A 25,180-nucleotide genomic window follows, 5' to 3' on the forward strand; every position below is an offset into this window, starting at 1 on the left:
CAGTCTGGGTACCTAAGACGGTTAGGTATAGTCGTGAGTGGCAGGTGACACGGGGAGAGTTCCGATGAATGCAGACACGGGTGAGACGTCGCCCCTCATGGCGGCTCTGGTGCTGTTCTGCGCGGAGCGCGACAGCGCGGCCGCCCGGGCCCGGAAGCAGCTCGGGGTCAACGAGCTCGACGCCAAAGCACTCGCCTACGTCGGCACGAACCCCGGGGTGCGCCCCTCCGAACTCGCCGGTCACCTCGGCGTCACCTCTGCGGGCGTCACCACCATGGTCGAGCGACTCGTGCGACGCGGCATCCTGCGTCGCGAGGCCGATGAGACCGACCGCCGCGTCAACCACATCCACCTCGATGTCGATCTGGAGAAAGAGCCCTGGTCGCAGCTCGCGCACTTCCAGGACACGTTCCGGCGGATCGTGCAGCAGCTCGACCCCGGTACAGAGGCCGACTTCGCCGCCTTCCTCCGGCACGCCGCACTCGCCGCGAGCGAACAGGCATCCCGGGTCGACCGCGCCGCGGTGACGGGCGCGTCGGCGGCCTGATTACGCCTGCGTCTCCGCGGCGAGGCGCTCCATGTGCTCGACCGACTTGCGCTGCAGGAACGCGCAGAGATCCGCCGCCCAGGCGATCTCGCGACAGAGGTCGTAGACCGCCTCCGGCGACAGTTCGGTCACCTCGGGCTGCGCCTCGAAGGTGACCCGCCAGTCGGGGACGCCGACGGCGATGGGCGCCAGGTACACCGAGGTCGTCGCGTTGCCGAGCGGGAAGATCACCAGACCACTGTCGACACCGTCGACGGGCTCCTGATCGGCCACGTAGGCGATGCCACCGCCCCCCACGCCACTGGCGGCGTATTCGTCGAGCCAGGCCTGCAATGTGTCTTTACTGCGGAACGGCACCTCGCGGCCCCTTCTGATCGACCCGGCGGATGGACTCCCGCCAGAGGAATCGTACGTCATCCTGGACGCAGGCCATCAACGCCGGGCCCGCTCCGCCGCCGCCCGCGCGACCCGAGCCCTCTCGCGGCCGAGCTTGACCCTCACGCCACGTGAGGGCCGAGCCTGGGGTCATGGAAGACACCTTCGACGCCTTCGACGTCAGCCCCGTCCCCCCGCCCGGCCCCGACGCCGTCGCCCCGCCGCCGTTCCGCGGCATCTACGGGATGCCGATGTTCGTCAGCCTCCCGACGGCCGACCTCGCCGCGTCCGTCGACTTCTGGACCGAGGGACTCGGTTTCTTCGAGCTGTTCGCCTTCCCGGGGCGCATGGTGCACCTGCGGAGGTGGGCCTTCCAAGACGTGCTGCTCGTGGCGGGCGAGACCCCGGCGAGCGCCCCGACGGGGAGCGTGAGCTTCGCGTGCGTCCTCGATCAGATCGAGCCGCTGGTCGAGGCCCTTCGCCTCGTGGGCGCCGAGGTGCACCCGCACGACACCCCCTGGAACACCCGCGACCTCGAGGTGGTCACGCCCGAGAACGCCCGGGTCGTGTTCACGGCCGCCAAGGTGTTCGATCCGTCCACGGCGGAAGGCCGCAGCCTGCAGGCCGTCGGCATCGGTCGCGACGACGAGGGACGGCACGACAATGGACGACATGACTGACAAGGGGCAGGGGATGCCGGTGGGCGAGACCGCCGCGCGGCTCGGGCTCACCGTGCGCACCCTGCACCACTGGGACGAGATCGGGCTCGCCCGCCCCGCCGCGCGCTCGGGTGCGGGATACCGGCTCTACACCGACGCCGATCTCGAGCGCCTGCGCCGCATCACGGTCTACCGCGAGCTGGGCCTCGATCTCGACGCCATCCGCTCGATCATCGACGAACCGGGCGATGACGTCGTCGAGAGCCTGCGGGTGCAGCGCGCGCAGCTCTCGCAGCGCATCGCACGGTTGCGCGAGGTCGACGACGATCTCGCGCGCATGATCGAGGCGCAGGAGCGCGGCGTCCTGCTCTCCGACGACGAGCAGCGCGCGGCATTCGGACCCGGGTGGGACCCGCGGTGGCCCGCCGAAGCGCGCGCGCACTACGGCGCGTCATCGTCCTGGCAGGAGTACGCCGAACGCTCCGCCGGCCGGTCCGCCGATGACTGGGCGGCCGTGATGCAGACCGTCTCGGCCGTCGACGCGGAGTTGGGCGCGGCACTCGAGGCCGGCATCCGACCCGGCGACGACGCGGCGAACGACCTCGTCGAGCGCCATCGCGCGGTCTACTCGGCGTTCTTCCCCCTGACGCGGGGGATGCAGGTGCACCTGGGGCGGATGTACGCGGACGACCCGCGCTTCGCGGCGCACTACGACGGGGTGCGCCCCGGCCTGGCTGTCTGGCTGCGCGACGCGATCGAGGCCGGCGCCCGCGCGCACGGCATCGACCCCGACACCGTCGAGTGGGGGTGAGCGTCAGGCCGAGGCGCGCTCGATGACCTCGGTCGGCAGGATGGTGGCGTGCGGAGCCGGCCGACCCGCCAGGATGTCGAGCAGCACGGAGGCCATGTGCCGCCCCTGCGTGAGGGAGGGCTGGCGCACGGTGGTCAGCGCCGGGCTGAGCGAGGTCGACACGGCGGAGTCGTCGAAGCCCATCACGGCGACGTCGCGGCCCGGCTCCAGGCCCCGCTCGCGCAGCACGCCGTACGCCCCGCGCGCCATCAGGTCGCTCGCGACGAACAGGGCGTCGAGGTCCTCCCCGGCCGAGAGGATGCGGTCCATCGCCAGCGCGCCGCCCATCTCGGTGAAGTCGCCGTTCTCGACGGCCACGGGCTCCAGCCCCGCCTCGGCCATCGCGTCGCGGAAGCCCTGCAGGCGGTCGATGCCGGCGGGCATGTCGGGCGGGCCCGAGATCGTCGCGACGCGGCGATGGCCCCGCGCGAGCAGGTAGGCGGTGGCGGCCCGCCCGCCCTCGACGTTGTCGACGTCGACGTAGTAGTCGTCGGCGCGCACACGCGCGGGGCGTCCGCCGTAGACGACCGGGACGACGTCGGCGACGCGGTCGAGGAAGGTGTCACTGGTGTGGTGCGAGGCGACGATGGCCCCGTCGACGCTGCCGCCGCGCAGGTATCCGAGCGCCTTCGCGCTGGCGTCGTCGCTGGCGATCAGCATGTTCATGATGTAGTCGGACTCCCCGATCACCTCTCCGATGCCGGCGACGATCGAGGCGAAGAACGGGTCGCCGAAGAAGCGGTCGGTCTGCTCCGGGATGACCAGGGCGATCGCCCGGGTCTGGCGGCTCGCGAGGGAGCGCGCCGCGCGATTGGGAACGTATTGCAGTTCGTCGATCGCGCGGCGCACGGCCTCGAGAGCGGAGGGGGAGACGGCGGTCGACCCGTTGACCACGCGCGACACCGTCGAGCGCGACACACCTGCCCGCGCCGCGACCTCTTCGATCGTGGCGGTGCCGCGTGCGGGTGCGATCTCCATCACTGTGCCTCCTGGCGAACCCGGCGGGCGGGCTCTAGACCGCGGGTGCGGCGGCCAGAGCACGCTCGGCGATGATGCGAGCGTACTGCCGGCCGGAGTCCTTCAGGGTGCGTTCCTGCGTCTGGTAATCGACGTACACGATGCCGAACCGCTTGGCGTAGCCCCAGGCCCATTCGAAGTTGTCCATGAGCGACCAGTAGAAGTACCCGCGCACGTCCACGCCCTTCTCGACGGCGTCCAGCACCGCGCTCAGGTGCGCCTCGACGAACTCCACGCGGTCGACGTCGTGCACACGGCTCTCGCCGGCCTCCTCGACCAGCTCGTCGTCGTACGACGCGCCGTTCTCGGTCACGTACAGCGCCACCCCGGGTGCCGCGGCGTACTCCTCGCTCACGCGCTCGAGCAGGCGGGTGAGGCCCTCGGGCTGCACCTCCCAGCCCATGTTCGTGCGGGAAAGGCCGCGGTCGTGCCAGTACAGGTTCTCGTGCGCGGGGAACGGCTTGCCGATCGGACGCGTCGTAGGGGCGTCTCCCGCGGGCGGGTCGACCTCGGGCGGCGTTCCGCCGACGAGCTCGCCGTGGTAGTAGTTCACGCCGAGCGAGTCGATCGGGGTCGAGATGATCTCGAGGTCTCCCGGACGCACCGCCGCCTGCCACCGCGATACCGCCTCGGCATCCGTGTCGCGGAAGTCCCGGATGATGTCGGCGGGGTACTCCCCGCGGAAGATCGGGTCGAGGAACCAGCGGTTGAACTGCCCGTCGATGCGGCGCGCGGCGTCGAGGTCGGCGGGGTTCGCCGGGTCGACGGCATCCGCCACGGTCAGGTTGAGCGTGAGTCCGAGGTTCAGCGCGGCGTCCCGGGCCCGCAGCTCCCGCACGGCCTGACCGTGGCCGAGGAGCAGGTGGTGGGCGGCGAGCATGCCCTCGGCCTGCGAGTAATGCCCCGGAGCGTGAGCTCCGGCGGTGTAGCTGAGGAACGAGGAGCACCACGGTTCGTTGAGGGTGGTCCACACATCGACCCGGTCGCCGAGGGCGTCGTGCATGTCGAGGGCGTACTCGGTGAAGAGGTCGCTCGTCTCCCGCACGGTCCAGCCGCCACGGTCCTGCAGCGCCTGCGGGAGGTCCCAGTGATACAGCGTCAGCCAGGGCAGGATGCCGGCATCCAGCAGCTCGTCGACCAGGCGCTTGTAGAAGTCGACGCCCTTCGGGTTGAGCGCGCCGCCATCGGGGCGCACGCGCGACCACGACGTCGAGAAACGGTAGGTCTGGAGGCCGAGCTGCTTCATGAGCTGCACGTCGCCGGCGTAGCGGTGGTAGTGGTCGCACGCCACGTCGCCGTTGTCGGCGTTGATCACGGCGTCGGGGACGCGGCTGAACGCGTCCCAGATGGAGGCGGTGCGGCCGTCCTCGAAGGCGGCGCCCTCGATCTGGTAGGCGGCTGTCGCGGCGCCGAAGAGGAAGCCTTCGGGGAACGTTCGGGTGTGGGACATGGATCGGGTTCCTTCCGTGGGCGCGAGGGTCATCCCTTGACCGCCCCTTGCATGATGCCACTGACCAGCTGCTTGCCCGCGAAGACGAACAGCAGCAGCAGCGGGATCGTCGACAGCAGCACGCCCGCGAGCACGATGGAGTAGTCGACGAAGTAGTTGGACTGCAGCAGCGAGAGGGCCACCGGCAGCGTCGGGTTCTGACGGTCGAGCACGATGAACGGCCAGAAGAAGTTGTTCCAGGCCGTCACGAACGTGAACAGTCCGAGCATGGCCGCCGCCGGACGCGCGGCCGGGACGCCCACGGTGAGGAAGGTGCGGAACGAGCTCGCCCCGTCGACGCGCGCGGCCTCGATCAGCTCGTCGGGCACCGCCTGGCGCAGGTACTGCGTCATCCAGAACACCCCGAAGGCGCTCGTGAGCGCGGGCACGATGATCGCCCCGATCTGCCCCGTCCAGCCCAGCTCGCTGAAGAGGATGTACAGCGGCACGACGCCCAGCTGCGTGGGCACGGCCATCGTCGCCACCACGAAGAGCAGCAACCACGGTCCGCCGCGGAAGCGCAGCTTCGCGAAGGCCCACCCCGCGAGGGTGGAGAAGAACACCACGGATGCCGCGATCAGCGCCGAGCTGATGATGGAGTTCCACAGCCCCGCCCAGAAGTTGACGGCCGGGTTGCCCAGGACGGCGGCGGCGTTGGCGAAGAAGTTGCCACCGGGGATCCACGACATCTCCGGGTCGCGGATGGTCGCGGAGTCGCCCGAGCCGATGAGCAGCGCCCAGTAGTACGGCACGAGGGCGGCGAGCAGCACGACGCCGAGGCTGGCGTAGACGAACCAGCCGGGGCGGGAGCCGCGCACGGGGCGAGGACGCCGACGTGCGGGCTTCGGGTCGGCGGCCCCGGTGACGGGGCTGGTGTCGATGATGCTCATGAGCGTGCACCCTTTCCGGTCGAGGCGGCCAGACGGTCGCGGGCCGCGCGCGCCGCGGCGCGGCGCTGGGCGCGGGTGAGCCCGTCGCGGGACCCCTCGTCGCGCACGAGCGAGCGGCTGATGAGGAGGTTCACCGCACCGATGACGAGGATGAGCAGGAACAGGATCCAGGCCAGAGCAGCCGCGCGTCCGAAGTTCCACTCGCCCCAGCCGAGGTTGTAGAGGTACAGCGAGATCGTCAGCCACTGGTTGTCGGCGCCGCCGGTGCCCGACTGGTCGAACATGCGCGGCTCGTCGAAGATCTGCAGGCCGCCGATGGTCGAGGTGATGATGACGAAGATCAGCGTGGGCTTCAGGCTGGGCAGCGTGATCGAGAAGAACTGGCGTACCTTGCCCGCGCCGTCGACGGTGGCCGCCTCGTAGTACTCCCGCGGCACGGCCTGCATCGCCGCGAGGAGGATCAGGGTGTTGTATCCGGTCCAGCGGAAGTTGACCATCGTGGCGATGGCGATGTGGCTGGCGAACGCGTCGGAGTGCCAGCCGACGCCGGGGAGGCCGATGCGACCGAGCAGCGTGTTGATGATGCCGTACTGGTCGCCGAACATGTTGCTGAAGATGAGCGCCACCGCGACGGGGGCCATCACGTAGGGCACGAGCACGCCCATGCGCCACAGCGTCTTGGCGCGGATGTTCTGATCGAGCATGGCGGCGATGAACACCGCCAGCAGCAGCTGCGGCACCGTCGACAGCACGAAGATGCTGAAGGTGTTGCGCAGCGCGTCCCAGAACGCCGGCTGCGACAGGACGTAGGCGTACTGGTCGAAGCCGACGAAGGTGCCCGAGCCGCGGATCTGGTCCCAGTCCATGAACGAGATCACGCCCGTGTAGAGGATGGGGAACAGGCCGGTGACGAGGAAGAGGACGAAGAACGGGGAGATGTAGAGGTACGGCGACAGCTTCAGGTCCCACGCGCTGAGTCGGGACCCGAAGCCGAGGCGTCGGGGCGTGCGCGCGGGGGGACCATCGGGAGCGGATGCCGCGGAGGTCGCGGGGGGAGTGAGTGTCGTGGTCACGGGGTTCCTTCCGGGAGCGCGGGCCGGACGCCGGAGCGTCCGACCCGCGGCGACCGAGATCAGCCGATGGCGTCCACCTGCGAGACCCACTGGTCCCACGAGGCCTGGGCGTCCTGCGCGTTGCTCTCGACGCGGGTGAGCGCCTTCTGCATCGCGTCGTTGACCTGGAAGTAGTACTCGCCCTTGAACGGGGTGACGCTGACGGCCTCGGCGCGCTTGGTGAAGATCTCGCCGATGGGGGCGTCACCGAAGTACGCGTTCGTGCTCGAGAGCAGGTCGGGCGCCTTGAGGGCGTCGACCTGGCTGGGGAACGTCCCGGCCTGCTGGAAGAACTTCACCTGCTGCTCGGGCGAGCTCAGCCAGTCCGCGAGCGCCTGCGCCTCGGCCACGTGGGGGCCGTTCGCGGGGACGGTCAGGTACGACCCGCCCCAGTTGCCGCCGCCGTTGGGGAAGGCGTCCGCGATCTTCCAGCCCGACACCTCGGGGGCGTTGCCCTCGATCTGCGTGAGCATCCAGCCCGGGCACATCAGCGTCGCGAACGCGCCGTTCGCCATTCCGGCGTACCAGTCGGTCGACCACTGCTCGAAGTGCGCCGACTGCGTCTTGCTGGCGTCGAGGGTCTGCGTGTAGACCTTCTTGACGTCGGGGTTGGTCGTCGCCGTGATCTCGCCCGAGTCGGGGTCTTCGTAGGCGGCCTCGACCTGGTTGATCATGCCCTGGTAGATGCTGCCCGCCGAGTCGAAGAACGGCTTGCCCGTGGCGGCCACGTAGGTGTCGCCCATCGCGAAGAAGTCCGACCAGTCGCCGTCGAGGGCGGCGCCCACCTCGGCCGGGTCGGAGGGCAGGCCCGCCGCCTCGAAGAGGTCGGCGCGGTAGCAGACGGCCTCGGGGCCGATGTCGGTGCCGTAGCCGATGAGGTTGCCGGCGCCGTCGGTCGCCGCCTTCTCCTTCCAGTCCAACCAGCGGCCCTTCAGGTCGTCGGGAACCGGCGCCAGGAGGTCGGAGTACTTCATGACCTCGGGGAGCCAGTCGACCTCGATGGCCTCGATGTCGGCGAGGCCGGACTTGCCGAGCTTCTGGAAGTAGTTGGCACGGGCGTCGTTGGACTTCGCCGCACGGTTGTGCACGATCTTCACGTTCGGGTGCTCGTCCGTGTAGGCCTGGAGCAGTTCGTCGGTGTAGCCGAAGTCGTTGAACGTGGCGACGGTCAGGGTGACCTCGCCGTCGGATCCGCCCGAGGCGGAGCCCCCGCCGCCGGTGCAACCGGCGAGCACGAGGGCGGAGGTGGAGGCGACGGCGGCAACGAGCGCAGTCCGGCGCAGGGCACGAGAATTCACAGATCACTCCTTTGTGGTGGGTGCTGACCGGCGCTGCGTAGCCTCCCCGCCGCGGTGCGTGGGAGCGCTCTCAACCGATCGAGGTCGACAGTATGGGATCGCTCCCAAAGCGTCAAGAGAGCGCTCCCATTTCGTTACGCGCCCGACACCCGACCCCTCCCCCTCCATAAACGCTCGCTGCGCCGATAAACGCTCTGCGAGCGCGTTTTTGCGCGCAGGAAGCGTTTATGGGCGGGGCCGGGCTCTGGACCGCGGCGAATCGGGCGCTCCCGTAGAATGGCTCGCACAACGCCACCCGACTTCTGGAGCTGAAGTGCCCACCATCGTCGTCGACGTCATGCCCAAGGCCGAGCTTCTCGACCCGCAGGGGAAGGCCGTCGCCGGCGCCCTGTCGCGGCTCGGCGAGCACCGCTTCTCCGATGTGCGCATCGGCAAGCGCTTCGAGCTCACCGTCGATGGCGAGGTCGACGAGGCCACCCTCGCCCGGGCGCGCGAGCTCGCCGACGACATGCTCTCCAACGCGGTCATCGAAGACGTCGTGAACATCGAGGTCGTGGAGTGACCGCTCGCGTCGGGGTCATCACCTTCCCCGGGTCGCTCGACGACCGCGACGCCCAGCGCGCCATCCGCCTCGCCGGCGGCGAGCCCGTCGCCCTGTGGCACGGCGACCACGACCTCCAGGGCGTCGACGCCCTCGTGCTGCCGGGCGGCTTCAGTTACGGCGACTACCTGCGCGCCGGGGCCATCGCGGCCTTCGCGCCCATCATGTCCGAGGTCAAAGACGCCGCAGCCAAGGGCATGCCCGTGCTCGGCATCTGCAACGGGTTCCAGATGCTCGTCGAGGCGCACCTGCTGCCGGGCGGCCTCATCCGAAACGCCCACCAGCAGTTCATCCGCCGAGACCAGCGGCTTCGCGTCGAGAACGCCTCCACCGCGTGGACCAGCGACTTCGCCGAGGGCGACGAGATCGTCATCCCCCTCAAGAACGCCGACGGCGGCTACATCGCCGACGCCGAGACCCTGGCCCGCGTCAACGGCGAAGGCCTGGTGGCCTTCCGCTACCTCGGCGTGAACCCGAACGGCTCGCTCGACGACATTGCGGGCCTCACCAACGAGCGCGGCAACGTGGTGGGCCTCATGCCGCACCCCGAGCACGCCGTGGAGCCCGGCTTCGGCCCCGGCACCCCCGCCGCCATGCGCTCGGGCGTCGACGGACTGGGGTTCTTCACCTCGGCGATCGCCGCCGTGGTGGGCGCCGCCGCCTGACGCCGCACCGTTCATGCCCGGTGACCGCGCGCCCGATCCGGATGCCCTGATCGAACGCATCCTGCACCTCTGGAGCGCGGATGCCGAGACCCTCCCCTCCGAGCCGCGACTGGCCGAACTCACGGGCGCCAGTCGCAACTCGGTGCGCGAGGCGCTGATCCGCCTCGAGGAGCGCGGCTACGTGCACCGCACGCAGGGCGCGCGCACCTCTCCGAACCGCCGCCTGCCGGGCGTGGGCCGCCGCATCGACCAGCAGTTCGACCACTCTCTCTCGATCCGGTCGGCGGGGTACGAGCCGAGCCTCGAGCTGGTGTCGTCCGAGCGCATCCGATTGGTCCCCGGCATCCACCGCTACGACGACCTGCCCGACGACACGAGCGTGCTGCGCACGGTGAAGGTGTGGCGCGTCGACGGAGCGCCCTACGCCCTGGCCGAAGACCTCGTGCCGGTCACGCGCGAGGCCGACCTCGACCCCCACCGGCCGGTGTTCGCCCTCGCCGAGGCCGCCAACGGCGTGCGCGTGGCCTGGGAGACGATGTGGATCGAGGCGGTGGGCCTGGATGCCGAGCGCGCGGCCGCGCTGTCCACATCTCCCGCGACGCCGGTCATCGAGATGACCTACTGCGGCTACGGGGCCGACGACGCGATCGGGTACTGGTCGCGCGAGGTGCAACTGCCGGCTCCGGAGGGGCTGCGCAACGCGCTCATCCGGCGGGTGCGGGCGTGAGCGTTTCGGCGGTGTAACCACGCGGTGAACGTGTCGAACACGACCGGTCCCAGCTTGTTGGACAAGCCTATGATCGGGTCACCCGACGAAAGCGAGCCGCCATGTCCGACACCCTCACCGTCCACCGTCTCTCCTCCACGACGGTCTCCCCCGCCGCGTTCGACCCCTACGGCGTCGTACTCACCCCGATGGAGGACGGCACGCCCTTCACCGCCGAGGAGGCCGTCCTCGACGTCTCCAACGGCATCCCCCGCTTCTACCTGATGCACCTCGACGACAAGGCCCCGGAGTTCGTGCGGGTCACCCGTCACCTCGAGACCACCCAGACCCTCATGGCCGTGGGCGATGTCGAGTGGACCATCGCGGTCGCGGCCCCCGGTATCGACGAGCCGACGCCCGACGATCTGCGGGCCTTCCGCATCCCTCCGCGCACCGCGATCACGATGCGCAAGGGGACGTGGCACGCCGGGCCGTTCTTCGCCGAGCCGAGCATGGACTTCGTCAACCTCGAGCTCGACGACACCAACGTCACCGACCACCACAACCACCGCCTCGACGACGCCCACGGCGTGCGCGTCGTGATCGACGGGGAGTGAGCGTGCCCACCCCTCTCCCCGACGCCGCGGCGCGTCTGGCCGCCCTCGAACGCGAAGCCGCCCACCAGAGTGCGCTCAGCGCCGGCGACGGCCGCTCCTGGGTGCGCTCGCGCGACGGGGTGCGACCGATCGTCATCGTGGGCGCGGGGCAGGCCGGCCTCGTGCTCGCACGCGGGCTGCGTCGCCGCGGGATCGACGACGTGGTGGTCGTCGACGCCGCGCCCGCCGACGCCGCCGGTCCGTGGACCACCTACGCGCGCATGCACACGCTGCGCACGCCCAAAGACATCGCATGGCCCACGTGGGGCACTCCGGCGGTGAGCCCTCGCGCGTGGTTCGAGGCCGTCTTCGGCGGCGAAGCCTGGGACGCGATCGAGTACTTCCCCACCACCGCGTGGCAGGGCTTCCTGCAGTGGTACCGCGACGTGTCGGCCGTCACGGCGGTGCCCTCCACGCGCGTGCGCTCCCTCACCACCGGCGGGGCCGACGACCCGCTCTCCCTGCACCTCGAGGGTCCCGACGGCGCGTGGACCCTTCCCGCTCGACACGTCGTCCTGGCCACCGGCATCGAGGGCGCGGGCGGTGCCCACGTGCCGGCGTCGCTGCGGGCGCTCCCCGCGGGGCGCGTGCTCCACACGCACGACGACATCGACTTCGACGCTCTCGCGGGGCTGCGCATCGGCATCCTGGGCGCGGGGACGGGCGCCTTCGACAACGCCGCCACGGCTCTGGAGCACGGCGCCGCGAGCGTCGACGTGCACATGCGACGGGCGGCGATGCCGCAGGTCAGCCCCTACCGCTGGATGGAGTTCGCGGGGCTCATCGAGAACTACGGCTCGTTCACCGACGCCCAGAAGTGGGCGTTCAACGTGCACCTCTCGGCCGTCGACCAACCGGCGACGCAGAACGCGCTGTGGCGTGCGCACGCGTTCGACGCGTTCCGCTTCCTCACCTCGTCGCCGTGGGAGCGCGTGGAGAGCGAGGGCGACGAGATCGTCGTGACGACCCCGCACGGCGTGCACCGCTACGACGTCGTCCTGGCGGCGACCGGGATCGCGGCCGACCTCGCGCGGCGACCGGAACTCGCCGGGGTGGCCGCGGATGCCACGCTGTGGAGCGACCGGCTCCCGCCCGAGGCCGCCGCGCAGAACCCGGGCCTGGCCGCCTTCCCGTACCTCGACGACGACTTCGGCCTGGTCAGCCGCACCGCGCCCGAGGCGTCGGCACTGTCGCGGATCCACATGTTCAACCACGGCGCGCGCATCAGTCAGGGCATGCTGAGCCATCAGATCCCCGGGCTCGTGGGCGGGGCGACCAAGCTCGCCGCCGCGCTGTCGCGCCGCCTGTTCCTGCGCGACGCCGACGCGCTGCTCGCCGAGTACCTGGCCTACGACGTGCCGGTCGGTGTGCACATCGGCCGTCGCCCGCAACGCCCCGTGCCGACGCCGCAGCCGGAGGTAGCGTCGGTCGGATGACGACCTCGACCCCCCTCCTCGTGTCCGTTCCCTCCGCGCAACTCCGAGACGACCTCGGTGAGCTTCCCGACGACGTGGAGGTGGTCGTGTGGGACATGACGGATGCCGCGCCCCGCGAGCGTTTCGACATGGTGGTGCCTCCCTACATGTCGATGGACGGCGTGATCGAGCGACTGTCCGAGATCGAGGTCGGCCTCGTTCAGGGCCAGTCGATCGGCTACGACAACGTGCAGGGGCGTCTGCCCGAGGGGATCCGCTTCGCGAACGCGTCGAGCGTGCACGAGACGGCGACCTCCGAGCTGGCCGTCGCCCTCACGCTGGCCGCACAGCGCCGCCTTCCCGACTTCGTGCGCGCGCAGGACCGCGGCGAGTGGACCGGCGGCGGCGCCCCCGGGCTCGCCGACGCCCGCGTGACGCTGCTCGGCTTCGGCGGGGTGGGACGGGCGATCGCGGCACGGATGCAGCCCTTCGAGGTGTCGCTGCGGGCCGTCGCCTCCCACGGGCGCCTGCAGGACGGCGTCGAGGTGTTCCCGCTCGGCAAGCTCGACGAGGTGCTCGCCGACACCGACGTGCTCATCGCCTCCCTCCCCGGCGGCGACGCGACGCGACACGTCATCGGCGACGCCGCGCTGTCGGCTCTGCCCGACGGCGCCCTCGTGGTGAACGTGGGCCGCGGTCCCCTCATCGACACCGAGGCCCTCGTGGATCACGTGCGCCGCGGTCGCATCCGCGCCGCGCTCGACGTCACCGACCCCGAGCCCCTGCCCGCGGACCACCCGCTGTGGAGCCTCGACGGCGTGCTCATCGCCCCGCACGTCGGAGGGGCGACGGATGCCATGCGCCCGCGGATCGCCCGCCTGGTGCGCCGCCAGATCGACCTCCTCCGGGCGGGCGAGGAGCCGGTCAACGTCGTCATCGGCGGCTGAGCCCACCCTCCGCCGGATCCGGGTCTCGACGGGACGGCAGGAGCATCCGGCCCGTCTCCGTGAGGAGGCGCGCATCGCGCCGCCCCAGCGTCGCCATCGCGACCGCCCACACCCCGAGCCACACGGCGGTGACCGCGGCGAGTCGGCCCGGCGGGGGCAGCACCTGGAGGACGGCGAGGTCGAGTCCCCACGTCGAGAGCGTCGCCAGCGTGCTGACGCCGACCGGCACGATCGCACCCGCGAGAAGCGCGCGCACGTCGAGCCCCGCCCGCGGGGCGAAGAAGAAGGTGCCCGAGGCCCAGATGAGCACCTGGCCGACCGCGACCCCGACCGCCACACCCGCGGGCGCGAGCGGGGCGAGCGCCACGATGAGAAGGATCATCGGCACGCGCCCCACCGCCTCCGAGACGAAGAGCGTTCCGGAGTGCCCGAGGGCGGCGAAGCCCCAGTAGTAGGCGTAGGCGATCGTCTGGAACACCGCGCCCGCGGCCAGGATCGGCAGGAACTGCATGGCCGGAAGCCACGCCGCACCGAGCACCACCTCGATGAGGGCCGGGCCGCCCACGACCAGCAGCCCGGTGACCGCGAGCAGGGCGTGGCTGACCAGCCGCTGCGCGCGCAGCAGGGCCGCGTTCAGGGCGAGCGGATCCCCCGCGACCGTGGCGAGCCGCGGGAGGACGATGCGCGTGAGCGGGGCGGCGATCTGCTGCAGCGGAAGCATCACGAGTTGGAAGGCGCGACTGTAGTAGCCCACCACGGTCGCGGAGTACCACGCCCCCATCGCGACGGTGTCGACGTTGCCGGCGGCGTACGACGCGGCGTACGTCGCGAACGTCGACGCGCCGAAGGTGAGGAGTCGGCGCATCGGCGCCCGACGCGGCCGGCCGGGTCGCCAGCCCGACGCGACCGCGACCCAGACGAGCGTCACCATCGCGGCCACACTCCCCTGCACGGCCAGGGCGAGGTATCCGCTTCCGGCGAGCGCGAGCAGCACCGCAACGGCCACCCCGGTCCCGTCGCCCGCGAGCTCGGACGCGGCGAGGCGGTGGAACCGCTCCCGCCGATTGATCTCCACCTGGAACTGCGCCGCCGTCGCGCGGAAGAGGGAGGCCGGGGCGGCGAGCAGCGCGACCCACACGAGTCGGTCGTCGCCGAACGCCCTCGCGAGCGGCACCGCGCTCGCGGCGACGACGACGGCCAGCACCGTTCCGAGGGAGACGTTGATCCAGAACAGGTTGCTCTTCTGCGCCTCGCTGAGCGACTCCTCCCGGAGCGCCGCCAGGCTGAGCCCGAAGTCGCCGATGACGGAGGCGATGCCGACGATCGCCAGGCCCAGGCTCACGACGCCGAAGTCGCCCGGGCCGATGAGACGCGCGAGGATCACGATGTTCGCGATCTGGAGCGCATAGCGCAGCCACTGCGTCGAGAGCAGGACCCCCGCCCCTCGCGCACGGGCCCCCACCGAACCTGCGGACTTCACGTCGGCGCCCTCCCTCGTCGCACACGCGGTCGCCGCACGTGCGTCGAGAAGGATAGTTTTCGCGGCGGCGCGTTCAGCCCCGGGCGCCCGCTCCCTGCCCGCGCGGGGGACGCGAATTCACCCCCGTGCACGTCGACGCTCCCCCGTCCGGGGCGCGGAAGGCACCGGCATCCACCGTCCTAGCCTGAGCGGATGAGCTCCCCCGCCGTCGTCGCCGCCCCGGCGCCCACCCCGGCCCTGCGCTCCGCCTTCCGGCGGTCCCTCGACGACCGCACCCCCGGTGCACGGGCCGTGTCGTACGGGGTGCTGCTGCTGCTGTGGGTCGTGTCGATCGGGGGCTCGATCGCGCAGACGCTGACCATGACCCGCAAGCAGGCGGCCGAGGGACTGCAGACCGTCTACACGCAGGCCGTGATCGACGCGGGGCACATCGCGTTCCTGGTCCCGGCGGTGATCGCCGTGCTCGTCATCGTGTTCCGCGTCGTCCACGTGCGCAACGACATCGCCCCGCTCCTGCTCGCCATCACGCCGTCCGCGTGGATCGCGTTCAGCGAGTTCGCTCGCGGCAACGCCGTCACCGAGCAGGTGCTGCTGCCGATCGGCGTCGCGGTGACACTCTGGGCGGTGCAGACCCGCGTGGGCGATCTGCGGCTGTACGCCCTCGCCGCGGCCATCCTCGCGACCGTGTCCATGGCCCTGACCACGAGCGCTCCCGCGCTGATGTACATGCCCCAGAGCTTCGACGAGGCGACCGACAAGACGGTCACCGGCCTCCCCCTGCTCGCAGGATTCTTCAGCCACCCGAACGGCGCGGGACTCTTCTTCGCGCTGGCGCTCCCCCTCACCTCGCTGTTCCAGCGGTGGTACCTCCGCGGGGCGTGCGCCGCCGTGTTGTTGACGGCCATCCTGTGGACGTCCTCGCGCACCGCGCTGTTCGGAGCAGGCGTCTGGCTCGCGGTGATGCTCCTGCGCCCGTTCGTGCGGCGCACGCTCCACCGGGTCCTGCTCGTCGCGCTCGTCGGGCTGACGGTCGCCGTGGTCGCTCTGCCCCTGACGACGACCGACGCCGAGGCGTTCACGGAGCGCGGCGCGATCTGGCAGTTCCTCCTCGGCCGGCTCAACGGGCAGGAGTGGCTCTTCGGCCTCGGCCACGCGTGGTTCTCCGACAACTACCCGATGCTGAAGTCGGCGCTGTCGAGCGCCGCGAGCCACGGTCACAACGTCTTCGTGACCTACGCGGTGACCGGCGGCCTCGTGCTCGTCGCCCTCCTCGGGCTGGTCGTGGCCCACACCGCGCGCATCGCCTCGCGGCTCCCCATCGAGCGCGAACGGGTCGCCGCGATGGCGTTCCTGTGCGTACTCGTCGCCGTTTCGATCACCGAGACCGCGTGGCGCCTCGAGGCGCCCGACACCCTGTTCGCCGCCATGGCGGTGCCGCTCTTCGTCATCGCGACGCAGAGCCGGCCCATGGCGAGTGAGCGGCGGGGGAGCCCGGACCGCCCGCCGGTCACCAGGACGCACCCGGGTGGGAACCGCCAACCGGCGGGTGACCGGCCGGATGATTCGAGCGCTTCGCGCCGGGCGTCGGCGCCGCTGCGCTGACCGACCGACGTCAAGCCGTCGCGCGCGACGGTCAGCGTCGGCGCAGCCCGAGGCGGTTCGCGACGCCGCGCAGGCGCCGCAGGTTGGTCGAGCCCGGGGGCAGGTCCCAGGTCAACAGCGACCGCACCGTCGCATCCGAGATCCGCCGCCCCCTCTGGATCGCCCGGCGCTCGCGGAGCTTCCTCGGCGTCTTCACGAGGGCGATCGCGACCGCCCGCACCGCCGTCGCCCCCTGACCGCGCAGCACCGCACGCGCGAAGGTGAGGCTCGAGGCGAGCAGCAGCCGTGGCGCGACGATCGGCAGGAACCGGGCGGGGACGTTCTTGACCATCACCCACCCGAGGTTCTTCAGGGTCTGGTGGGTGGTGAACCCGGGGATCCGGCCGCTCGTCGCGCCGATCCGGTGGTACGCGATCGCCCGGGGGGCCAGGCGCACCTTCCAGCCGCGCAACTGGGCGCGCCAGCTGAGGTCGACGTCTTCGAAGTAGGCGAAGAAGTCCTCGTCGAACAGGCCGACGTCGCGCAGCATGGCCGATCGGTACAGCGTCGATCCCCCGCTCGCGCCGAAGATCACGACGGCGTCGTCGTAGGCGTCGAGCCGCTCCTCCCCGCGTCCCCGCGGAAAGGGGAGGCCCCAGGTCGAGTAGCACTCGCCGGTGCTGTCGAGGCGGCGGCCGTCGATCGTGACGAACCGGCTCGCGACCATGCCGATGCACGCATCTCCCGACGCCACCGCCGTCAATTCCTCGACCCACGTCGGCTCGACGATCGCGTCGTTGTTCAGCAGGACGACGAACTCGCGCCCGCGGTGCAGCGCGTAGCGGATGCCGACGTTCACCCCGCCCGCGAAACCGAGGTTCACGGGCTGCACCAGCAGCGTGACGGACGGATACGAGGAGCGCACCATGTCGACCGACCCGTCGGTCGAGCCGTTCTCGACCACGACGATCTCGACGGGCACCGTCTGGGCCAGGACGGAGTCGAGGCACGCGGCCAGCTCTTCGCGACCGTTCCAGTTCGGGATCACGACCGCGTGCCTCATCGCGTGCTCTCCCGTCCGAGGAGCGCCCGTTCGAGACGGTGCGGAAAGGTCGCCGCCGAGAACACCGACCGCGCCCATCGACGCGTCGCCTCCGCCTCGCTCCAGGCGCGGGGCGGGTCGTCGAGGACCCGGGCCAGGGCGGCGGCGATCGTGCCGGCCTCATCGGCGACGACCAGGCCACCGCCGGCCCCTTCGCCGGCGAGCCCTTCCGCCCCGACGGTGGTCGAGACGACGGGGATGCCGCGCGTCAGGGCCTCGACCGTCTTGAACTTCAGCCCAGCACCCATCCGCAGGGGGACCACGACGGCCGTGGCCTCGTCGTAGGCGGGATCGAGGGATGCCATCTCGCCCGTGACCTCCAGAAGAGGATCGGCCGCAGCAGCGGCCTGCATCCGCGCGGTGGGCCCGGCCCCGGCGAGCACGAATCGCGCACCCGGGTGCGCGGTGCGCACGCGCGGGATGATCTCGTCGATGAGCCACTCCGCGGCTTCGGCGTTGACCGCGCGGAAGAACGCTCCGACGAAGAGCACGGTCGCTCCTGCACCCGCGACGGAACGCGCCCCGTCGTCCGTGGCGTCTCCCCCGGGGAAGGGGGGACGCAGGACGGTGACGCCCGCATCCGCTCCGCGGAGGCGCCGCGCGTAGCCGGCATCCTTCTCGCTGAAGACGATCACCGTGTCGACGTCCCGGTAGACGCGGCCCTCGTCGCGCGCCACGCTGCGGGTGCGCCACCGTCCGAGCCCCCGGGCGGCGGAGCGCGGGCGGGTCGTGGCGAAGATGCGCTCATAGGTCTGGGCGATGACGTCGTGCACCACCACGACGAGCCGGGCCCGCGGGGCGATCCGGCGCAGCGCGAGGGCGATCCACCCCAGCTCCGTCCACTGCGCCTCGACCAGGTCGGCGCGGGAGACGGCCCGCCGCGCCGCGGCGTCCCTCTGGACGGCGCGGCGGTACCGGTGCGGCGGGCGCACGGGGAAGAGGCGGATCTGCTGGGTGTCGAACCACTCGGCCACGCGGCCGGTCCATCGGGGAGCGCAGACCACGACGTCGACGTCGGAGACGTCCCGCAGCCGCCGCGCATTCTCCGCGTTCCCCCGCCAGTCCGGGGCGACGATGGTCACCTCGTGGCCGACGGCACGCAGCGCGCGGATATGGGCGAGCACGTACTGCCCACCCGCATGGGGGATGCCGGGGTAGGGCACGTGCGCCACGAGACTGACGATCCGCATGGGTCCTCCTCCGCGCACGCTTCCGGCGGGCGGGCTCGAACACCCGGGCGGGTGGGGCGCGGACGGGCGTGCGACCCGAGCGAACGTATCAACCGCCTCGTCGGGCCCAGGCGGGTGTCACGCCGACGGGCGCGCGACGCGTTGAAGTTCACCCGGAAGCTCACCTGACGGGGCCCACGGCGATCGGCATCGAACGGCCCGGCAGCGCAGCGCGACGACGGCCATAATCGCGGGAGCCCCGCCCGAGAAGAGGAAACACCCTTGGTCGCATCCCCGCCCCACATCGTCATCGACGCCCGATCGATGTTCACGTCCACGGGCCGCTACACCCGCAACCTCATCGCGCATCTCGAACGGATCGACACCGAGCACCGCTACACCGTCGTCCTGCCCCGGGACCGCCTCGACGACTGGACGCCGACCAATCCCCTCTTCCGCGCGGCCCCGACCGACACCCCCTACTTCTCCTGGCGGGAGCAGACGACCTTCGGGCGCGAGCTGCGGGCTCTCCGACCCGACCTCGTGCACTTCGCGATGCCGCAGCAACCGCTCTTCCTGGGCGCCCGTCGGGTCACGACCTTCCTCGACCTCACGCTGCTGAAGGTGCGCAATCGCAAGAAGCACTGGGCGACATCGGCGGTGAAGCGGGTGATCGGGGCGGGGGCCTTCGTGGTGGCCGCCCACCGATCGCGCGTCAACCTCGTCATCAGTGCGCACGGCGGGCGCGACCTGATCGCCTACACGCGGGTGCGGCCGCAGAGCCTGCGCCTCACCTCCCCCGCGGCCGACCTCCTGCCGCACCCGGCGGCCGAGGTCGCCCAACCGTTCCCGCGGTTCGTGCTGTTCGTCGGCCGCCAGGAGCCCTACAAGAACCTGCGGCGACTCATCCGCGCCGTGGCCGACCTGCGTGCGGCCGGACGCACCGTGGGCCTGGTGGTGGCCGGTGCGATCGACGACGACGGCGCCCGGCTCATCGCCGCCCTCGACGACCGTCAGCGCGAGGCCGTTCACTTCACCGGGTTCGTCGACGACGCCGGACTGCGGTGGCTGTACGAGAACGCGGCGGTCTTCGCCTTCCCCTCGTTCTTCGAGGGCTTCGGCCTGCCGGGGCTCGAGGCGATGCGGCACGGCTGCGCCGTGGTCAGCAGCAACAGCACCTGCCTCCCCGAGGTCTACGGCGACGCCGCCGTGTACTTCGACCCGGCCCGGACGCAGGAGATGCGCGAGGTGATCGAGCGCGTGCTGACCGATGACGAGCTGGCGGCCGCGCTGCGCGAGCGCGGACACGCCCGTGCCCGTCTTTACTCGTGGGAGGAGATGGCCGAGCGCACCCTCGACGCCTACCGCGACGCGCTCGCGCCGTGAGCCCGCACGGCGCCCGACCTCGGTCTCACCCGGCCGCCCGCCGCGCGTAGGCGTTCGCGACGGCTGCGACGTCGTCGACGTAGCTGTCGAGGTGGTTGTACGAGAACACCGCGCGCCGCCACCCGGTGGGGCTGGTCATCTCGCCCGCGGCGCAGAGGGTACGGCCCGCGGCGAGGGCGGCGTCGTCGATCTGGTTCGGGTCGGCCACGCCGTCGCCGTTCGCGTCGGCTCCCCACCGCTGCCACGTCGAGGGGATGAACTGCAGAGGCCCCACGGCGCGATCCCACGCGGCATCCCCGTCGAGGCGACCGCCGTCGGTGTCGGCGATCGCCGCGCTCGCGGTGCCGTCGAGGGCGATGCCGCGGATGGGCGGGTCGGGGTGGCCGTCGGCGCGCAGGACACCGCCGGCGTGCGTGCCGTGCGCGGACTCGATCTCGCCGAGACCGGCGAGCGTGTTCCACCCCAGGCCGCACTCGGGCTGCTGCGCCGCCATGGTGAGGGCGGCCGAGGCGTAGGCCTGCAGGGCGCGCGCGGGGATGCCGACGCGGGCCGCGGTCGCCGCGGTCCAGGTCGGGTCGGCGGCGACGGTCACCGCGGGCTCGGTCGGCGCGGGCGCAGCGGGCTGTGCCGACGGGGCCGTCTCGGCGGGCGCCGTCTGCGCGGCCACCGTCAAATCGGCACCGGATGCCGCTCCCGTCGACGCGCCCGCCCACGGCGCCGCCGCACGTCGCTCGGCGTCACCGGCCAGCGCCTGCGCCTGCACGACCAACACGCCGCCGACGACGACGGTGACGACGGCGATGACCATCGCCGCCATCCACGGCCAGATCGGCCGGCGCGCAGCCTCGTCGAGGTCCACGGACACCTCCCGGGCGCTCGTCGGGAGGAGCGCACGCGGAACACTAGGGGCGTGCGCGATCGGGCGCGTGAACGCGCGGGATACGACGGATGCCGGGCGGTCAGCCGCGGAAACCCGCGGGGTTCGACAGCAGGTCGGCGAAGGCCAGCTCGGCCGGCCCGATGAGCATGAGACGTGAGCGCAGGTGCGCGCGCTCGAGACGGATCGTGCGCCCCTCGGCGCCGAGCGGGTGCACGCGCACGGCGTCGGCGAGGCGTTCGCGACTCACCGACAGCAGGGCGCCCAGGTAGCCCGAGAGCACCACCGTCTCGGGGGCGAAGGCGTTGACGAAATTGGTGAGGGCGAGCGAGAGCATCTCGACCTGGCGGGTCACCTCGGTCATCACGCGGGGGTTGCGGGCCACGCCGAGCTCGACGTCGAGTTCGTCCTCGTCGAGCTTGCGGCGACCCAGCAGCGGTTCGAGCAGATCGAGGCTCACCTCGGCCTCGAGGCAGCCGCGTCGCCCGCACACGCACGCGCGCCCGCGCGGGTCGACGACCGTGTGGCCGAGTTCGCCGGCGTAGCCCGACGTGCCGCGCAGCAGCGTCCCGTCGATGATGAGCCCGCCGCCGATGCTGTGCATGGCCCCGCCGAGGTAGAGCAGGTTGCCGACGCCCGCCCCCACGCCGAAGCGGGATTCCGCGAGGGCACCGATGCTCGCGTCGTTGCCGGCGGTCACCGGCATCCCGAGCTCGTCGCTCAGGCGTGCCGACACGGGGTCGCGGCGCCACCCCAGCGTCGGCGAGACGAGCACCGATCCGTTCGCGTTGACGAGACCGGGAACGGCCAGTCCCGCCCCGACGACGCGGTAGTGGCGGTCGATGTCGGCGCGCATCGCCTCGACCGAGGAGGCGACGATCTGCACGAAGCGCCGCGGCGAGGGGGCGCTGGCGGTGTCGTGGCGCAGCCGGGCGTGCACGACGCCGCCGAGGCCGACCAGGGCGACGGTGACCGCGTGCGGCTCGGCACGCACGCTCAGGGCGGCGACGTGGTCCTCGGGTTCGAGATCGAGGGTGGGGCGGCCGACCTTGCCCGTGCGCTCCCCGCTCGGCGCCTCGCGTACGAGGCCGAGCTCGGTGAGCTCCATGATGAGGCCGGTCACTGTGGAGCGGTTCAGACCCGTCGTCGCGCCGAGCTGGGCGCGTGAGAGCGCTCCCCGGGAATGGAGCAGCGACAGGACGGACGCGAGGTTCTGCTGACGGATCAGGTCGTTCGTCGTACGGCCAGCCGGCGGCGCGAGCGGGGTTGCGGGCTCGAACACGGCAGGAGTCATGAGGGAGACACCTCCCCCATCATCGCATCGCGGCGAGCAGGGGAGAAAAGCTGCCGGAGCAGATGGGGAGCGGGCCGTGAGGCCGCGCTCCCCATCCGCTCAGACACCGCCGTTGCGGCGCTTGTTGAAGATGTCGAACGCGACGGCCAGCAACAGCACGATGCCCTTGATCGCCATCTGCCAGGCCGCGTCAACGCTCAGGATCGACAGCCCCATGTTCAGCACGCCCATCACCAGGCCGCCGACGACCGCACCCACGACGGTGCCGATGCCGCCCTGCACGGCCGCGCCGCCGATGAACACCGCGGCGATGGCGTCCAGTTCGTAGTTCTGACCGGCGGATGCCACGGCTCCACCGGCGCGCGCGGTGCTGACCACCGCGGCCAGGCCCGCGAGCACGCCCATGTTGACGAAGATGAAGAAGTTGACCCACTTCGTCTTCACACCGCTCATCACGGCGGCGAACAGGTTGCCGCCCATCGCGTAGATGTGGCGACCGAAGGTCGTGCGGTTGAGCACGAACGTGTACGCCAGCACGAGCACGGCGAGGATGATCAGAACGATCGGGGTGCCGTTGTAGGCGGCGATCGTGAACGCCACCGCCATGACCGCGACGACCGCGATGGCGTTCTTGAGCCAGAACGACCAGGCGAGCTCGCGGGGGAGCTCGAGGCGGCGCAGCGTCGCGCGCGTGCGCAGCTGCTGGACGATCAGCAGGACGCACGCGATCGCGCCGAGCACGAGGGTGAGGGCGTCCCAGTTTCCGAGGTAGCCGAGGAACGGCGGCAACCACCCGGCGCCGATCGCGGTGAAGCCGTCGGGCAGGCCGCTGATCGTGCCGCCGGTGAGGAGCACGAGGGTGAGGCCGCGGAAGAGCAGCATGCCGGCGAGGGTGACGATGAACGCGGGTATGCCGACAAAGGCGACCCAGAAGCCCTGCCACGCGCCGACCACGGCGCCGACGACGAGCGAGAGGACCACGGCGACGTACCAGGGCAGGCCCCATTGGTTCATGGCGATCGCGGCGATCGCGCCGACCATGGCCACGACCGAGCCGACCGACAGGTCGATGTGGCCGGCGATGATGACCATCACCATGCCGATCGCGAGGATCAGCACGTAGGCGTTCTGCTGGATGAGGTTGTTGACGTTGCCCGGCATGAGCAGGCGCCCGCCCGTGAGCACCTGGAACAGCACGATGATGATGACGAGGGCGGCGAGGATGCCGAACTGACGGAAGTTGATGCGCGCGAGCAGGCCGCGACGCCGCGGCCCCGGCTGCGTGGGCGCGTCGACCGTCTGGGTGGATGCGGTGGCCATGTGTGTCAGTTCCTTCCGGCGGTCATGTGCCGCATGAGGGTCTCCTGGGTGGCGTCGTCACGGCTGACCTCGGCCGTGATGCGCCCCTCGGAGATGGTGTAGATGCGGTCGGAGAGGCCGATGACCTCGGGCAGCTCCGACGAGATGACGATGACGGCCTTGCCCTGGGCCGCGAGTTCGTTGATGATCCCGTAGATCTCGTACTTCGCCCCGACGTCGATGCCGCGGGTGGGCTCGTCGAGGATCAGCACGTCGGGGCCGGTGAACATCCACTTCGACAGCACGACCTTCTGCTGGTTGCCGCCGGAGAGGCGCCCCGTGATCGCGGCGACGCTGGGGGCCTTGATGTTCATTTTGTAGCGGTACGAATCGGCGACCTTGTACTCGCGGTAGCGGTCGACGACGCCCAGACGCGCCAGGCGCGACAGAGCGGATGCCGAGACGTTGACCTGGATGTCGCCGATGAGGTTGAGCCCGTACTTCTTGCGGTCCTCGGTGGCGTACGCGATGCCGTGCTTGATGGCCGCGTCGACCGTGCGCACGTCGATCTGCTGACCGTTCTTGTACACCTCTCCCGAGATGCCGGTGCCGTACATGCGACCGAAGATGCTCATCGCCAGCTCCGTGCGGCCGGCGCCCATGAGGCCGGCGAAGCCGACGATCTCGCCGGCACGCACCATGAACGAGGCGTCCTGGATGACGACGCGCTCGGTGTCGACGGGGTGGTGCACGGTCCAGTTCTCGACGCGGAACAGCTCCTCGCCGATGTCGGGCTCGCGCGGCGGGAAGAGGCTGTTCAGATCGCGACCGACCATGGCGCGGATGATCCGGCCCTCGTCGGTCTCGGGGTCGTCCCGGCGCATGGTCTCGATCGTGCGGCCGTCGCGGATGATCGTGATGCGGTCGGAGATGCGGAGCACCTCTTTGAGCTTGTGGCTGATGATGATGCAGGTGATGCCCTGCGTGCGCAGCTGGTCGATCAGGTCGAGAAGGTGCGCGGAGTCGTCGTCGTTGAGGGCGGCCGTGGGCTCGTCGAGGATGAGGAGCTTGACCTCCTTGGCGAGCGCCTTCGCGATCTCGACGAGCTGCTGCTTGCCGACCCCGAGCTCGTAGATCTTCGTGGCGGGGTTCTCGCGCAGACCCACGCGCTTGAGAAGGTCGGCGGCGGCGGTGTTCGTCGCGTTCCAGTCGATGACGCCGCGACGCGACTTCTCGTTGCCGAGGAAGATGTTCTCGGCGATCGAGAGGTAGGGGCTGAGCGCGAGTTCCTGGTGGATGATGACGATGCCGGCGGCCTCGCTGTCGTTGATGGAACGGAACGCCATCTGTTCGCCCTCGAGGGTGATGGTGCCCTCGAAGCTCCCCGCCGGGTAGACGCCGCTGAGCACCTTCATCAGCGTCGACTTGCCGGCCCCGTTCTCACCGCAGACGGCGTGGACTTCGCCCCGGTGCACATCGATCGACACGTCGGCCAGAGCCGGCACGCCGTTGAACGACTTCGAGATCCCCGCCATGCGCAGGATCGGTTCGGTCATGGTGTCTCCCTTCGTCGCCCGAGGCGACGGTCAGCGATCCCCGCCCGGAGGCGGGGATCCGCTCCGTCGCGGACGCGACGGTCTCCCTCGCCCGCCGGGCGTGGGTCGAGCGGCGGGGGGGGGGGGGCGCCCCCCCCCCCCGGGGGGGCCGGGGGGGGGGGCCGCCCCCCCCCCCCGGGGGGCGCGCCCCCCCCCCCGCGCGGGACGCA

General features: G+C 71.3%; 24 protein-coding genes. 11 read left to right on the plus strand and 13 right to left on the minus strand.

What is annotated here, in order from left to right:
• The first annotated feature begins 64 nt into the window (after positions 1–64).
• The gene (locus ACK4LS_RS05075) at positions 65–547 is read left to right on the plus strand and encodes a MarR family winged helix-turn-helix transcriptional regulator (protein WP_409714113.1); all 483 of its coding nucleotides are present in this window, start codon (positions 65–67) and stop codon (positions 545–547) included.
• Here ACK4LS_RS05075 and ACK4LS_RS05080 read toward each other — a convergent pair whose 3' ends face one another.
• Positions 548–904 carry a hypothetical protein gene (locus ACK4LS_RS05080; protein ID WP_409714116.1) on the minus strand — a complete coding sequence of 119 codons (357 nt, stop codon included), beginning with the start codon at positions 902–904 and terminating at the stop codon, positions 548–550.
• A gap of 170 nt (positions 905–1,074) precedes the next feature.
• Here ACK4LS_RS05080 and ACK4LS_RS05085 point away from each other — a divergent pair, with 170 nt between their 5' ends.
• Positions 1,075–1,602 carry a VOC family protein gene (locus ACK4LS_RS05085; RefSeq protein WP_409714118.1) on the plus strand — a complete coding sequence of 176 codons (528 nt, stop codon included), beginning with the start codon at positions 1,075–1,077 and terminating at the stop codon, positions 1,600–1,602.
• Positions 1,595–2,392, plus strand: coding sequence for a MerR family transcriptional regulator (locus tag ACK4LS_RS05090; RefSeq protein WP_409714121.1), 798 nt, complete (start codon positions 1,595–1,597; stop codon positions 2,390–2,392). The genes ACK4LS_RS05085 and ACK4LS_RS05090 overlap by 8 nt, the downstream gene beginning before the upstream one ends.
• A gap of 3 nt (positions 2,393–2,395) precedes the next feature.
• Here ACK4LS_RS05090 and ACK4LS_RS05095 read toward each other — a convergent pair whose 3' ends face one another.
• The 5 genes from ACK4LS_RS05095 to ACK4LS_RS05115 are packed head-to-tail and all read right to left on the minus strand — an operon-like array spanning position 2,396 to position 8,237.
• Positions 2,396–3,409 carry a LacI family DNA-binding transcriptional regulator gene (locus ACK4LS_RS05095; RefSeq protein WP_409714124.1) on the minus strand — a complete coding sequence of 338 codons (1,014 nt, stop codon included), beginning with the start codon at positions 3,407–3,409 and terminating at the stop codon, positions 2,396–2,398.
• A 34-nt stretch (positions 3,410–3,443) separates the two neighbouring features.
• Entirely contained in the window at positions 3,444–4,898 is a 1,455-nt protein-coding gene (locus ACK4LS_RS05100) for a glycoside hydrolase family 1 protein (RefSeq protein WP_409714127.1), read from the minus strand.
• 29 nt (positions 4,899–4,927) lie between these two features.
• Complete coding sequence (locus ACK4LS_RS05105; protein ID WP_409714129.1) at positions 4,928–5,827, minus strand: carbohydrate ABC transporter permease; 900 nt, start codon at positions 5,825–5,827, stop codon at positions 4,928–4,930.
• Positions 5,824–6,900, minus strand: coding sequence for a carbohydrate ABC transporter permease (locus ACK4LS_RS05110; RefSeq protein ID WP_409714132.1), 1,077 nt, complete (start codon positions 6,898–6,900; stop codon positions 5,824–5,826). The genes ACK4LS_RS05105 and ACK4LS_RS05110 overlap by 4 nt, the downstream gene beginning before the upstream one ends.
• Before the next feature lie 59 nt (positions 6,901–6,959).
• Entirely contained in the window at positions 6,960–8,237 is a 1,278-nt protein-coding gene (locus tag ACK4LS_RS05115; RefSeq protein ID WP_409714135.1) for an extracellular solute-binding protein, read from the minus strand.
• 313 nt (positions 8,238–8,550) lie between these two features.
• Between ACK4LS_RS05115 and purS the strand changes: the two genes are divergently transcribed.
• From purS to ACK4LS_RS05145, 6 genes are all read left to right on the plus strand, one after another.
• Positions 8,551–8,799, plus strand: a complete 249-nt coding sequence (gene purS, locus ACK4LS_RS05120) for a phosphoribosylformylglycinamidine synthase subunit PurS (protein ID WP_409714138.1) — start codon at positions 8,551–8,553, stop codon at positions 8,797–8,799.
• On the plus strand, positions 8,796–9,503 hold the full coding sequence (purQ, locus tag ACK4LS_RS05125; RefSeq protein WP_409714140.1) for a phosphoribosylformylglycinamidine synthase subunit PurQ: 708 nt from the start codon (positions 8,796–8,798) through the stop codon (positions 9,501–9,503). The genes purS and purQ overlap by 4 nt, the downstream gene beginning before the upstream one ends.
• Before the next feature lie 13 nt (positions 9,504–9,516).
• The gene (locus tag ACK4LS_RS05130; RefSeq protein WP_409714143.1) at positions 9,517–10,230 is read left to right on the plus strand and encodes a GntR family transcriptional regulator; all 714 of its coding nucleotides are present in this window, start codon (positions 9,517–9,519) and stop codon (positions 10,228–10,230) included.
• 101 nt (positions 10,231–10,331) lie between these two features.
• On the plus strand, positions 10,332–10,826 hold the full coding sequence (locus ACK4LS_RS05135) for an ureidoglycolate lyase (RefSeq protein ID WP_409714146.1): 495 nt from the start codon (positions 10,332–10,334) through the stop codon (positions 10,824–10,826).
• Between the two features lie 2 nt (positions 10,827–10,828).
• On the plus strand, positions 10,829–12,301 hold the full coding sequence (locus ACK4LS_RS05140; RefSeq protein WP_409714149.1) for an FAD-dependent oxidoreductase: 1,473 nt from the start codon (positions 10,829–10,831) through the stop codon (positions 12,299–12,301).
• Entirely contained in the window at positions 12,298–13,227 is a 930-nt protein-coding gene (locus ACK4LS_RS05145) for a 2-hydroxyacid dehydrogenase (protein ID WP_409714152.1), read from the plus strand. The genes ACK4LS_RS05140 and ACK4LS_RS05145 overlap by 4 nt, the downstream gene beginning before the upstream one ends.
• On the opposite strand, the gene ACK4LS_RS05150 is transcribed toward ACK4LS_RS05145, so the two are convergent.
• On the minus strand, positions 13,214–14,707 hold the full coding sequence (locus ACK4LS_RS05150; RefSeq protein WP_409714155.1) for an oligosaccharide flippase family protein: 1,494 nt from the start codon (positions 14,705–14,707) through the stop codon (positions 13,214–13,216). The genes ACK4LS_RS05145 and ACK4LS_RS05150 overlap by 14 nt on opposite strands.
• A gap of 192 nt (positions 14,708–14,899) precedes the next feature.
• On the opposite strand from ACK4LS_RS05150, the gene ACK4LS_RS05155 reads away from it, so the two are divergent.
• Entirely contained in the window at positions 14,900–16,309 is a 1,410-nt protein-coding gene (locus ACK4LS_RS05155) for an O-antigen ligase family protein (protein ID WP_409714158.1), read from the plus strand.
• Between the two features lie 31 nt (positions 16,310–16,340).
• Here the strand turns inward: ACK4LS_RS05155 and ACK4LS_RS05160 are convergent, their stop codons facing one another.
• Positions 16,341–17,336 (minus strand): glycosyltransferase family 2 protein, encoded by a 996-nt coding sequence (locus tag ACK4LS_RS05160; protein WP_409714161.1) that lies wholly within the window; start codon positions 17,334–17,336, stop codon positions 16,341–16,343.
• A gap of 11 nt (positions 17,337–17,347) precedes the next feature.
• Positions 17,348–18,580, minus strand: a complete 1,233-nt coding sequence (locus ACK4LS_RS05165) for a glycosyltransferase (RefSeq protein ID WP_409714164.1) — start codon at positions 18,578–18,580, stop codon at positions 17,348–17,350.
• Positions 18,581–18,841: 261 nt separating this feature from the next.
• Between ACK4LS_RS05165 and ACK4LS_RS05170 the strand changes: the two genes are divergently transcribed.
• Positions 18,842–19,945 (plus strand): glycosyltransferase family 4 protein, encoded by a 1,104-nt coding sequence (locus ACK4LS_RS05170; RefSeq protein ID WP_409714167.1) that lies wholly within the window; start codon positions 18,842–18,844, stop codon positions 19,943–19,945.
• 25 nt (positions 19,946–19,970) lie between these two features.
• On the opposite strand, the gene ACK4LS_RS05175 is transcribed toward ACK4LS_RS05170, so the two are convergent.
• From ACK4LS_RS05175 to mmsA, 4 genes are all read right to left on the minus strand, one after another.
• Complete coding sequence (locus ACK4LS_RS05175; RefSeq protein ID WP_409714170.1) at positions 19,971–20,804, minus strand: lytic transglycosylase domain-containing protein; 834 nt, start codon at positions 20,802–20,804, stop codon at positions 19,971–19,973.
• A 100-nt stretch (positions 20,805–20,904) separates the two neighbouring features.
• Positions 20,905–22,104 (minus strand): ROK family protein, encoded by a 1,200-nt coding sequence (locus ACK4LS_RS05180; RefSeq protein WP_409714173.1) that lies wholly within the window; start codon positions 22,102–22,104, stop codon positions 20,905–20,907.
• A gap of 111 nt (positions 22,105–22,215) precedes the next feature.
• Positions 22,216–23,436, minus strand: coding sequence for a multiple monosaccharide ABC transporter permease (gene mmsB, locus ACK4LS_RS05185; protein ID WP_409714176.1), 1,221 nt, complete (start codon positions 23,434–23,436; stop codon positions 22,216–22,218).
• 5 nt (positions 23,437–23,441) lie between these two features.
• Complete coding sequence (gene mmsA, locus ACK4LS_RS05190) at positions 23,442–24,971, minus strand: multiple monosaccharide ABC transporter ATP-binding protein (RefSeq protein ID WP_409714179.1); 1,530 nt, start codon at positions 24,969–24,971, stop codon at positions 23,442–23,444.
• Positions 24,972–25,180 lie beyond the last annotated feature (209 nt).

It is taken from the genome of Microbacterium sp., from assembly GCF_046295495.1.
In the GTDB taxonomy this organism is placed as follows: Bacteria; Actinomycetota; Actinomycetes; order Actinomycetales; family Microbacteriaceae; genus Microbacterium.